We start from the raw sequence: 11260 nt of genomic DNA, 5'->3' as shown, positions 1-11260 counted from the left end.
TCATCCGTGACCTGCCGCTGGTAGCGAGCAACTGGCGTAACACGATGTCCCTGTCCGATTACCTGAAAGCCAACAACGTTGTGGCCATCGCCGGTATCGACACCCGTCGCCTGACCCGCATCCTGCGTGAAAAAGGCGCTCAGAATGGCTGCATCATGGCCGGCGACAACATCTCCGAAGAAGCGGCCATCGCCGCTGCGCAAGGCTTCCCGGGCCTGAAGGGCATGGATCTGGCGAAAGTCGTCAGCACCAAGACCCAATACGAGTGGCGCTCGACTGTCTGGGATCTGAAGACCGACAGCCACGCGACCATCGACGCTTCCGAGCTGCCATATCACGTGGTTGCCTACGACTACGGCGTCAAGGTCAACATCCTGCGCATGCTGGTCGAGCGCGGCTGCCGCGTCACCGTGGTGCCGGCTCAGACTCCAGCGGCTGACGTACTGGCACTGAAGCCGGACGGCGTGTTCCTGTCCAACGGCCCTGGTGATCCGGAGCCATGCGACTATGCGATCAAGGCGATCAAGGAAGTCCTGGAAACCGAAATTCCGGTGTTCGGCATCTGCCTCGGTCACCAGCTGTTGGCTCTGGCCTCCGGCGCCAAGACCCTGAAAATGGGTCACGGCCACCACGGTGCCAACCACCCGGTGCAGGATCTGGACACTGGCGTGGTGATGATCACCAGCCAGAACCACGGTTTCGCGGTAGACGAGGAAACCCTGCCAGCCAACGTGCGTGCGATCCACAAATCGCTGTTCGACGGCACCCTGCAAGGCATCGAGCGCACCGACAAGAGCGCGTTCAGCTTCCAGGGTCACCCTGAAGCGAGCCCGGGGCCGAACGATGTCGCGCCACTGTTCGACCGCTTCATCAACGAGATGGCCAAGCGACGCTAAGCGTTCGCCTTGAGACTGTAGAGAGAAGCCCCTCGAGGGCGGCCCCGGCACCGGCGGCCCCTTCGAGACTTCAGAAATCGATCAAGACGGCTTGCCGACTGACCTGCGGATTTGAGTGACAAACCCATGCCAAAACGTACAGACATTAAAAGCATCCTGATTCTCGGCGCTGGCCCGATCGTTATCGGCCAGGCCTGCGAATTCGACTACTCCGGCGCCCAGGCCTGTAAAGCCCTGCGCGAAGAGGGTTACCGCGTCATCCTGGTGAACTCCAACCCGGCCACCATCATGACCGACCCGGACATGGCCGACGCCACCTACATCGAGCCGATCAAGTGGCAGACCGTTGCCAAGATCATCGAAAAAGAGCGTCCGGACGCCGTGCTGCCAACCATGGGCGGCCAGACCGCGCTGAACTGCGCCCTGGATCTGGAGCGCGAAGGCATTCTGGAGAAGTTCGGCGTAGAAATGATCGGCGCCAACGCCGACACCATCGATAAGGCTGAAGACCGTTCGCGTTTCGACAAGGCGATGAAATCCATCGGCCTGGCGTGCCCGCGTTCCGGTATCGCCCACAGCATGGAAGAAGCCAACGCGGTTCTTGAGACCCTGGGCTTCCCGTGCATCATCCGTCCGTCCTTCACCATGGGCGGCACCGGTGGCGGTATCGCGTACAACCGTGAAGAGTTCGAAGAAATTTGCGCCCGTGGTCTGGACCTGTCGCCGACCAAAGAGCTGCTGATCGACGAATCGCTGATCGGCTGGAAAGAATATGAGATGGAAGTTGTCCGCGACAAAAAGGACAACTGCATCATTGTCTGCTCGATCGAAAACTTCGACCCGATGGGCGTTCACACCGGTGACTCGATCACCGTGGCGCCAGCACAGACCCTGACCGACAAGGAATACCAGATCCTGCGTAACGCCTCCTTGGCGGTACTGCGCGAGATCGGCGTCGAGACCGGCGGTTCCAACGTGCAATTCGGTATCTGCCCGGACACTGGCCGTATGGTCGTGATCGAAATGAACCCGCGTGTATCGCGTTCCTCGGCGCTGGCTTCGAAAGCCACCGGTTTCCCGATCGCCAAAGTCGCTGCCAAACTGGCTGTGGGCTACACCCTCGACGAACTGTCGAACGACATCACCGGCGGCAAGACCCCGGCGTCCTTCGAGCCGTCGATCGACTACGTCGTGACCAAGCTGCCACGCTTCGCCTTCGAGAAATTCGCCAAGGCTGACGCGCGCCTGACGACTCAGATGAAGTCGGTGGGTGAAGTCATGGCCATCGGCCGGACTTTCCAGGAATCCCTGCAGAAAGCCCTGCGCGGTCTGGAAGTCGGCGTCTGCGGTCTGGACGAGAAGCTCGACCTGAGCAACCCGGAGAGCATGAGCGTGCTCAAGCGCGAACTGACTGTGCCGGGCGCCGAGCGCATCTGGTACGTGGCAGACGCTTTCCGTGCCGGCATGACCGTCGAAGAAATCTTCGCGATGAACATGATTGACCCTTGGTTCCTGGTACAGATCGAAGATCTGATCAAAGACGAAGAGAAGGTCAAGACCCTCGGTCTGTCCGCGATCGACCGCGACGTCATGTACAAGCTCAAGCGCAAAGGCTTCTCCGATCAGCGTCTGGCCAAGCTGCTGGGTGTGACCGAAAAGAACCTGCGGACTCATCGTCACAAGCTGGAAGTGTTCCCGGTCTACAAGCGCGTTGACACCTGTGCCGCCGAGTTCGCCACCGACACCGCTTACCTCTATTCGACTTACGAAGAAGAGTGCGAAGCCGCGCCGTCGGGTCGCGACAAGATCATGATTCTGGGCGGTGGCCCGAACCGTATCGGTCAGGGTATCGAGTTCGACTACTGCTGCGTTCACGCTGCCCTCGCACTGCGCGAAGACGGCTACGAAACCATCATGGTCAACTGCAACCCGGAAACTGTTTCCACTGACTACGACACCTCCGATCGTCTGTACTTCGAATCGGTAACCCTCGAAGACGTGCTGGAAATCTGCCGCGTCGAGAAGCCGAAAGGCGTGATCGTCCAGTACGGCGGTCAGACTCCGCTGAAACTGGCGCGTGCTCTGGAAGCGGCTGGCGTGCCGATCATCGGCACCAGCCCTGACGCTATCGACCGTGCCGAAGATCGTGAGCGCTTCCAGCAAATGGTTGAGCGCCTGAACCTGCGTCAGCCGCCTAACGCCACCGTGCGCAGCGAAGACGAAGCGATTCGTGCTGCCAGCAAAATCGGTTACCCGTTGGTCGTACGCCCATCCTATGTACTGGGTGGCCGCGCGATGGAAATCGTTTACGAAGAAGAAGAGCTCAAGCGCTACCTGCGTGACGCGGTGAAAGTGTCCAACGACAGCCCGGTGCTGCTCGACCACTTCCTCAACTGCGCCATCGAGATGGACGTGGATGCGGTCTGCGACGGCAAAGACGTCGTCATCGGCGCAATCATGCAACACATCGAACAGGCTGGCGTTCACTCCGGTGACTCCGCGTGCTCGCTGCCGCCGTACTCGCTGCCTGCGCACATCCAGGACGAGATGCGCGAACAGGTCAAGAAAATGGCTCTGGAACTGGGCGTTGTCGGCCTGATGAACGTACAGTTGGCGCTGCAGGGCGAAGACATCTACGTCATCGAAGTCAACCCGCGCGCTTCCCGTACCGTACCGTTCGTGTCGAAGTGCATCGGTGTTTCCCTGGCCATGATCGCTGCCCGCGTGATGGCGGGTAAAACCCTGAAAGAAATCGGCTTCACCAAAGAAATCATCCCGAACTTCTACAGCGTGAAAGAGGCGGTTTTCCCGTTCGCCAAGTTCCCTGGCGTTGACCCGATTCTCGGCCCAGAGATGAAGTCGACCGGTGAAGTGATGGGCGTCGGTGACACCTTCGGTGAAGCATTCGCCAAAGCCCAGATGGGCGCCAGCGAAGTGCTGCCGACCGGCGGTACTGCGTTCATCAGCGTTCGTGACGACGACAAGCCTCTGGTTGCAGGCGTGGCCCGTGATCTGATCAACTTGGGCTTCGAAGTGGTTGCCACTGCCGGTACTGCCAAGCTGATCGAGGCCGCAGGCCTGAAAGTGCGCCGTGTGAACAAGGTGACCGAGGGTCGTCCGCACGTGGTCGATATGATCAAGAATGACGAAGTCACCCTGATCATCAACACCACCGAAGGTCGTCAGTCGATCGCTGATTCGTACTCCATTCGTCGTAATGCCTTGCAGCACAAGATTTACTGCACCACCACCATTGCTGCTGGCGAAGCTATCTGTGAAGCGCTGAAGTTCGGTCCGGAAAAGACCGTGCGTCGCTTGCAGGATCTACACGCAGGATTGAAGGCATGATCAAATACCCAATGACCGTCCAGGGCGCTAAAGCCCTGGAAGAAGAACACGCTCACCTGACCAAGGTCGTTCGTCCGAAGCTCAGCCAGGACATCGGTACGGCCCGCGAGCTGGGTGACTTGAAAGAAAACGCTGAATACCATGCCGCGCGCGAACAGCAAGGCATGGTCGAGGCGCGGATTCGTGACATCGAGGGCCGGATTCAGAATCAGGTCATCATTGACGTCACGTCGATTCCGCACACCGGCAAAGTGATTTTCGGTACTACCGTCGAAATCGCCAACGTCGAGACCGATGAAAGCGTCACTTACCACATCGTGGGTGAGGATGAGGCTGACTTCAAACTCGGCAAGATTTCGGTCGGCTCGCCTTTGGCCCGTGCCTTGATCGGTAAGGAAGAGGGCGATGTAGTCGCCGTGAAAACGCCAAGCGGCGTGATCGAGTACGAGATTGTCGAAGTCCGTCACATCTGAAAAAGGGCGCCCGCTGCATGCGGGCGCCATGCTTTGGCAGCTGACCCAGATGCTTTGGGTCGGCGGTCTATGGCTGATTCATCTCGGTTTGCAGCCGGCGCTGGGCCAGATTGGCCTGGCACCGTTGCTGATCGATGAAGTGGCCAGTGCATTTGAAGTGCTGGTGGTGGGTTTTGCTGCCGCATGCGTTATTTTTCAGGCTTTGGTGCTGGTACAGGCCGAGGGCCTTGCCAGTCTATGGCGAGATTTTCGCGGTCAGGTGCTGCTGATGGCGTTGTATGCGTGTGCGATGTATGTCGCAGTGCGTGTCGGCTGGCCGGATGCGCAGCGCTGGCAGGTGTTCAGTTATCTGGTTCTGGGCTTTTCCGGGCTGGTGCTGGTGATGCAGCCGGTGCCGGGATGGAGTGGCAGGGTGCGCCAGGCACACCCTTGACCCTTGTCATCATTTGAAGCGATGAACGTTCGACAGCTGCTTGTTGACGCTGAAGTTCTTGCGGTAAATCAGTGCCATTTTGCCGATGACCTGCACCAGGTCCGCTTTGCCAACCTTGCACAGTTCTGCGATGTGCGCCAGGCGCGATTCGCGATCGAGGATGTTGAGCTTGATCTTGATCAGCTCGTGATCCGCCAAGGCGCGTTCAAGTTCGGCTAAAACACCTTCAGTCAAACCGTTGTCAGCCACCGTCAAAACGGGTTTCAGGTGATGGCCAATGGATTTGTACTGTTTCTTCTGCTCTGGAGTGAGCGGCATAATCTGACCCTTTCGTCTGGATTCTGTAAAATGGCGGCCATTTTACCCGAGGGCTCGTGGATCCGCCCAATTAATCACGACCCTAATCATCGAGGTGCCCAATGGCGCGTTCCAAGACAAGCCTTGGCTGGCTGAAAAGACATGTCAACGATCCCTATGTGAAGCAAGCACAAAAGGATGGCTACCGCTCGCGTGCGAGTTACAAGCTTCTGGAGATCCAGGAGAAATACAAGCTGATCCGTCCCGGTATGAGCGTTGTCGACCTGGGCGCAGCGCCCGGCGGCTGGTCGCAAGTCACCAGCCGGCTGATCGGTGGTCAGGGGCGTCTGATCGCCTCGGACATCCTGGAAATGGACAGCATCCCTGACGTGACCTTTATTCAGGGTGACTTTACCGAGGACGAAGTGCTCGGGCGGATTCTTGAGGCTGTGGGTAATTCGCAGGTGGACCTTGTGATTTCCGATATGGCCCCCAATATGAGTGGTACGCCTGAAGTGGATATGCCAAAAGCCATGTTCCTTTGCGAGTTGGCGCTTGATCTGGCGGAACGTATCCTCAAGCCGGGCGGTAATTTTGTAATCAAGATTTTTCAGGGTGAAGGGTTTGATGTTTACCTGAAGGATGCCCGCAAGAAGTTCGACAAGATCCAGATGATCAAGCCGGACTCCTCTCGTGGCAGCTCTCGCGAGCAATACATGCTGGCTTGGGGTTATCGCGGGCGTAGTGAGTAAAACGAGGTTTTTGTGCGGGGTGATAGGTTTTTAGTATTTCGCCCGGCTAGCATTAACGAATATTGTGTAGAAAGTGTTTCACAAAGGGTTACAGACGGCGCCTGCCAGAGTCGTAGGTAATGTAGTAAGTTAGGCCGGTGAATATCATGCGAAGCGCGCGCCAGTAGCGGAGCTTGCTTCAGAGGGTAGTTAATTGAACGATATGGCAAAGAATCTGATCCTGTGGTTGATCATCGCGGCTGTCCTGGTGACGGTGATGAACAACTTCTCCAGCCCTAACGAGCCGCAGACCCTCAACTATTCCGACTTCATCCAGCAGGTCAAGGATGGCAAGGTCGAGCGCGTAGCCGTTGACGGCTATGTGATTACCGGCAAACGCAACGATGGCGACAGCTTCAAGACCATTCGTCCGGCGATTCAGGACAATGGCCTGATTGGCGACCTGGTCGACAATCACGTTGTGGTTGAAGGCAAGCAGCCTGAACAGCAAAGCATCTGGACCCAGCTTCTGGTGGCCAGCTTCCCGATCCTGGTGATCATCGCGGTGTTCATGTTCTTCATGCGCCAGATGCAGGGCGGTGCCGGTGGCAAGGGCGGGCCAATGAGCTTCGGCAAGAGCAAGGCACGCCTGCTCTCCGAAGATCAGGTGAAAACCACATTGGCTGACGTTGCCGGTTGCGACGAAGCCAAGGAAGAAGTCGGCGAACTGGTTGAGTTCCTCCGTGATCCGGGCAAGTTCCAGCGTCTGGGCGGTCGGATTCCTCGCGGCGTGCTGATGGTCGGTCCTCCGGGTACCGGTAAAACCTTGCTGGCCAAGGCCATTGCTGGCGAAGCCAAGGTGCCGTTCTTCACCATTTCCGGTTCTGACTTTGTCGAAATGTTCGTCGGTGTTGGTGCCAGCCGTGTTCGTGACATGTTCGAGCAGGCGAAGAAGCACGCTCCTTGCATTATCTTCATCGATGAAATCGACGCCGTTGGTCGCCACCGTGGCGCCGGCATGGGTGGCGGTCACGATGAGCGCGAGCAGACTCTCAACCAATTGCTGGTTGAGATGGACGGCTTCGAAATGAACGACGGCATCATTGTTATCGCTGCAACCAACCGTCCTGACGTGCTCGACCCTGCGCTGCTGCGTCCGGGCCGTTTCGACCGTCAGGTCGTGGTGGGTCTGCCGGATATCCGTGGTCGCGAGCAGATCCTCAAGGTTCACATGCGCAAAGTGCCAATGGGTGATGATGTCGCTCCGGCAGTCATCGCGCGTGGTACTCCGGGCTTCTCCGGTGCTGACTTGGCCAACCTGGTCAACGAAGCGTCGCTGTTCGCTGCACGCAGCGGCAAACGTATCGTTGAAATGAAAGAATTCGAACTGGCGAAAGACAAGATCATGATGGGCGCCGAGCGCAAATCGATGGTCATGTCCGAAAAAGAGAAACAGAACACTGCTTATCACGAAGCTGGCCACGCCATTGTTGGTCGCGTCGTTCCTGAGCATGATCCGGTGTACAAAGTGTCGATCATCCCGCGCGGTCGTGCGCTGGGTGTGACCATGTTCCTGCCGGAAGAAGATCGCTACAGCCTGTCCAAGCGCGCGTTGATCAGCCAGATCTGCTCGCTGTACGGCGGCCGTATCGCTGAAGAGATGACCCTTGGTTTCGACGGTGTCACCACCGGCGCTTCCAACGACATCATGCGTGCCAGCCAGATTGCTCGGAACATGGTGACCAAGTGGGGTCTGTCGGAAAAACTCGGTCCGTTGATGTACGCTGAAGAAGAGGGTGAAGTATTCCTCGGTCGCGGCGGTGGCGGTCAGGCTGCCAGCTTCTCCGGTGAGACAGCCAAGCTGATCGACTCCGAAGTACGCAGCATCATTGATCAGTGCTACGGCACGGCCAAGCAGATCCTCACGGACAACCGTGACAAGCTCGATGCCATGGCTGATGCACTGATGAAGTATGAAACGATCGATGCTGAACAGATCGACGACATCATGGCGGGTCGTACACCTCGCGAGCCTCGCGACTGGTCGGGTGGCACCGGTACTCCGCCACCACCAGTGATTCGAGACGAGCGTCCGGAAACACCGATTGGCGGTCCGGCTGCTGACGTTTAAGGTTTGAAATGACTTCTGTACAGTCCCTGACCCGGTTGCCTTGCGGCAACCGGGTTCTTGATTTGGCCCAGACGCATGTCATGGGCATTCTCAATGTCACCCCTGATTCTTTCTCCGACGGCGGCCAATACAGTCAGCTGGATGCGGCCTTGCGTCACGCCGAAGCCATGGTTGCAGCCGGTGCGACGCTGATTGATGTCGGTGGCGAATCCACGCGTCCTGGCGCGCGAGCAGTCTCTCCACTTGAAGAGCTTGAGCGCGTGGCGCCGATCGTCGAGCTGATCAATCGCGAGCTTGATGTGATCATCTCGGTGGATACGTCTACACCTGCCGTCATGCGCGAAACTGCGCGGTTGGGTGCCGGGCTTATCAACGACGTGCGCTCGCTGCAGCGCGATGGTGCGCTGGATGCGGCGGCGGCTACCGGTTTGCCGGTGTGTCTCATGCATATGCTCGGCGAGCCAGGTGACATGCAGGACAATCCGCACTATCAGGATGTCACGCGCGAAGTCGGCGAGTTTCTCGCTGAGCGCATGGCCCAATGTGCGGCGGCAGGTATTCCTGCCGAGCGGATCATTCTTGATCCGGGTTTCGGTTTCGCCAAAAACCTGCAGCACAATCTAAGCTTGTTCAAGCACATGGAAGCCCTGCATACGCTGGGCAGGCCTCTGCTTGTCGGTGTTTCTCGAAAGAGCATGATCGGGCAGGCTTTGAATCGTCCTGTCGGCGAGCGGCTGCATGGTGGCCTGGCGCTGGCGGCATTGGCGTCGGTAAAAGGTGCGCGCATATTGCGCGTCCATGATGTTGCAGAAACGGTAGACGTGGTGCGGATGATCGCGGCCGTGGAATCAGCCGAATAAGAATGATGGAGCACTTATGAGCAAGAAATACTTTGGTACTGACGGCATTCGTGGTCGAGTCGGTGAATACCCGATTACTCCTGACTTCATGCTCAAGCTCGGCTGGGCGGCCGGCATGGCCTTTCGCAAGATGGGCGCCTGCAAGGTGCTGGTCGGCAAGGACACGCGGATTTCCGGTTATATGTTCGAATCGGCACTTGAGGCTGGTCTGACATCGGCAGGAGCCGATGTGATGCTGCTGGGGCCTATGCCGACGCCGGCTATCGCTTATCTGTCGCGCACGTTCCAGGCTGAGGCCGGTATCGTGATCAGTGCTTCGCACAACCCGCATGACGATAACGGCATCAAATTTTTCTCCGGAAAGGGCACAAAGCTTCCGGATGAGCTGGAGTTGATGATCGAAGAGTTGCTCGATACCCCGATGACCGTGGTCGAATCGAGCAAGATCGGCAAAGTCTCACGAATCAACGATGCGTCGGGCCGATACATCGAATTCTGCAAAAGCAGCGTGCCAACGGGCACCAGTTTCTCTGGGCTCAAGATCGTTATCGACTGTGCGCATGGTGCGACCTACAAGGTGGCTCCGAGCGTTTTTCGTGAGTTGGGTGCAGATGTGGTTGTGCTGTCGGCGCAGCCAAATGGTCTGAACATCAACGAAAATTGTGGCTCGACCCATATGGGGCAGTTGCAGGCAGCGGTGCTGGCTGAGCACGCCGATCTGGGTATCGCCTTCGACGGTGATGGTGATCGGGTTTTGATGGTCGATCACACGGGCGCCATCGTTGATGGTGACGAATTGTTGTTCATCATCGCCCGTGATCTGCATGAGCGTGGCAAATTGCAGGGCGGCGTTGTCGGCACCTTGATGAGTAATCTGGGGCTGGAACTCGCGCTGGCGGATCTTTCGATCCCGTTCATTCGCGCCAATGTCGGCGACCGCTACGTGATCGCCGAGTTGCTTGAGCGCAATTGGCTGGTCGGTGGCGAGAATTCGGGGCATATCGTTTGCTTCAATCACACAACCACAGGTGATGCGATCATCGCGGCTTTGCAAGTGCTGATGGCACTGAAGACCCGTAATGAAGGGCTGGCACAAACACGTCAGGCTTTGCGCAAGTGTCCACAGGTACTGATCAATGTGCGTTTCGGTGGTGGCGAGAGTCCGCTGGACCACCCGGCTGTCAAGGAAGCCAGTGCACGTGTAACCCAGGCAATGGCGGGGCGCGGTCGCGTGCTTTTGCGCAAGTCCGGGACAGAGCCTCTGGTGCGGGTAATGGTCGAGGGCGAGGATGAAACCCAGGTTCGCAACTACGCCGAAGAGTTGGCAAAACTGGTAACTGAAGTTTCTGCCTGATACGGCTTGCAAGCCATGATTGTGTTGGGTAACATCTGCGCCCACTTTGACCGACGAGGTACAGCATGCGTCGCCCTATGGTAGCTGGTAACTGGAAGATGCACGGTACCCGCGCCAGCGTCGCTGAGCTGATCAACGGCCTTCGTCATCTGGCCTTGCCAAGCGGTGTTGATGTCGCGGTATTCCCGCCTTGCTTGTATATCAATCAAGTGATTGATGGCTTGAAAGGCAAGTCGATTTCGGTCGGCGCGCAGAATTCTGCGGTGGAATCCATGCAAGGTGCATTGACCGGTGAAATTGCTCCGAGTCAGTTAGTGGATGCAGGTTGTTCCCTGGTACTTGTCGGGCACTCCGAACGCCGCCAGATAATGGGCGAGCGAGACGGTATGCTGAATCGCAAGTTCGCAGCGGCACAGGCATGTGGCTTGATTCCGGTGCTGTGTATAGGGGAGACCCTTGAGCAGCGTGAAGCTGGGAAAACTCTTGAGGTTGTCGGGCGTCAGCTGGGCAGCATCATCGAGGAGCTGGGTGTAGGTGCCTTTGCCAAGGCGGTCATTGCTTACGAGCCTGTCTGGGCCATTGGTACCGGACTGACTGCAACGCCGCAACAGGCTCAGGATGTGCATAAAGCCATTCGCGAGCAGTTGGCGGCAGAGAATTCTGAGGTCGCACGAGGTGTGCGGCTTCTATACGGCGGCAGCGTGAAGGCGGCCAATGCGGTCGAACTGTTCGGCATG

The 11260-nt window shown here is 57.8% G+C and carries 10 protein-coding genes; 9 read left to right on the top strand and 1 reads right to left on the bottom strand.

Annotation, left to right across the window (positions count from 1 at the left end):
* From carA to ACIF4X_RS28230, 4 genes are all read left to right on the top strand, one after another.
* A partial coding sequence (carA, locus tag ACIF4X_RS28245; protein ID WP_397484581.1) for a glutamine-hydrolyzing carbamoyl-phosphate synthase small subunit occupies positions 1–896 on the top strand: 896 nt, incomplete at its 5' end.
* A gap of 126 nt (positions 897–1022) precedes the next feature.
* Complete coding sequence (gene carB / locus ACIF4X_RS28240) at positions 1023–4244, top strand: carbamoyl-phosphate synthase large subunit (protein ID WP_053117025.1); 3222 nt, start codon at positions 1023–1025, stop codon at positions 4242–4244.
* Positions 4241–4717, top strand: a complete 477-nt coding sequence (gene greA, locus ACIF4X_RS28235; RefSeq protein WP_064119469.1) for a transcription elongation factor GreA — start codon at positions 4241–4243, stop codon at positions 4715–4717. Before carB ends, greA begins: the two co-directional genes overlap by 4 nt.
* 28 nt (positions 4718–4745) lie before the next feature.
* Positions 4746–5150 carry an MFS transporter gene (locus ACIF4X_RS28230; RefSeq protein WP_397484580.1) on the top strand — a complete coding sequence of 135 codons (405 nt, stop codon included), beginning with the start codon at positions 4746–4748 and terminating at the stop codon, positions 5148–5150.
* Between the two features lie 9 nt (positions 5151–5159).
* Here ACIF4X_RS28230 and ACIF4X_RS28225 read toward each other — a convergent pair whose 3' ends face one another.
* Positions 5160–5468, bottom strand: coding sequence for a YhbY family RNA-binding protein (locus ACIF4X_RS28225; RefSeq protein ID WP_007915235.1), 309 nt, complete (start codon positions 5466–5468; stop codon positions 5160–5162).
* A gap of 101 nt (positions 5469–5569) precedes the next feature.
* On the opposite strand from ACIF4X_RS28225, the gene rlmE reads away from it, so the two are divergent.
* The 5 genes from rlmE to tpiA all read left to right on the top strand — a co-directional run.
* Complete coding sequence (rlmE, locus tag ACIF4X_RS28220) at positions 5570–6199, top strand: 23S rRNA (uridine(2552)-2'-O)-methyltransferase RlmE (protein ID WP_007915237.1); 630 nt, start codon at positions 5570–5572, stop codon at positions 6197–6199.
* Positions 6200–6401: 202 nt separating this feature from the next.
* Positions 6402–8309, top strand: a complete 1908-nt coding sequence (gene ftsH, locus ACIF4X_RS28215) for an ATP-dependent zinc metalloprotease FtsH (protein WP_397484583.1) — start codon at positions 6402–6404, stop codon at positions 8307–8309.
* A gap of 8 nt (positions 8310–8317) precedes the next feature.
* Positions 8318–9169 (top strand): dihydropteroate synthase, encoded by an 852-nt coding sequence (folP, locus tag ACIF4X_RS28210; RefSeq protein ID WP_397484579.1) that lies wholly within the window; start codon positions 8318–8320, stop codon positions 9167–9169.
* A 16-nt stretch (positions 9170–9185) separates the two neighbouring features.
* The gene (gene glmM, locus ACIF4X_RS28205; RefSeq protein ID WP_397484578.1) at positions 9186–10523 is read left to right on the top strand and encodes a phosphoglucosamine mutase; all 1338 of its coding nucleotides are present in this window, start codon (positions 9186–9188) and stop codon (positions 10521–10523) included.
* Positions 10524–10588: 65 nt separating this feature from the next.
* Positions 10589–11260: triose-phosphate isomerase (gene tpiA, locus ACIF4X_RS28200; RefSeq protein ID WP_397484577.1), on the top strand; the 672-nt coding region annotated here is incomplete at its 3' end.

Origin of the sequence: Pseudomonas sp. NPDC085632 (genome assembly GCF_044541255.1) — a bacterium.
Classification (GTDB): domain Bacteria; phylum Pseudomonadota; class Gammaproteobacteria; order Pseudomonadales; family Pseudomonadaceae; genus Aquipseudomonas.
Note: the sequence above shows the minus strand (reverse complement) of the source record. Positions and strands in the feature narration are given on the sequence as shown.

Coding starts and splice junctions, on each gene's coding strand:
- carB (WP_053117025.1), top strand. CDS start 1,023: ATGCCAAAACGTACAGACATTAAAAGCATCCTGATTCTCGGCGCTGGC.
- greA (WP_064119469.1), top strand. CDS start 4,241: ATGATCAAATACCCAATGACCGTCCAGGGCGCTAAAGCCCTGGAAGAA.
- ACIF4X_RS28230 (WP_397484580.1), top strand. CDS start 4,746: ATGCTTTGGCAGCTGACCCAGATGCTTTGGGTCGGCGGTCTATGGCTG.
- ACIF4X_RS28225 (WP_007915235.1), bottom strand. CDS start 5,468: ATGCCGCTCACTCCAGAGCAGAAGAAACAGTACAAATCCATTGGCCAT.
- rlmE (WP_007915237.1), top strand. CDS start 5,570: ATGGCGCGTTCCAAGACAAGCCTTGGCTGGCTGAAAAGACATGTCAAC.
- ftsH (WP_397484583.1), top strand. CDS start 6,402: ATGGCAAAGAATCTGATCCTGTGGTTGATCATCGCGGCTGTCCTGGTG.
- folP (WP_397484579.1), top strand. CDS start 8,318: ATGACTTCTGTACAGTCCCTGACCCGGTTGCCTTGCGGCAACCGGGTT.
- glmM (WP_397484578.1), top strand. CDS start 9,186: ATGAGCAAGAAATACTTTGGTACTGACGGCATTCGTGGTCGAGTCGGT.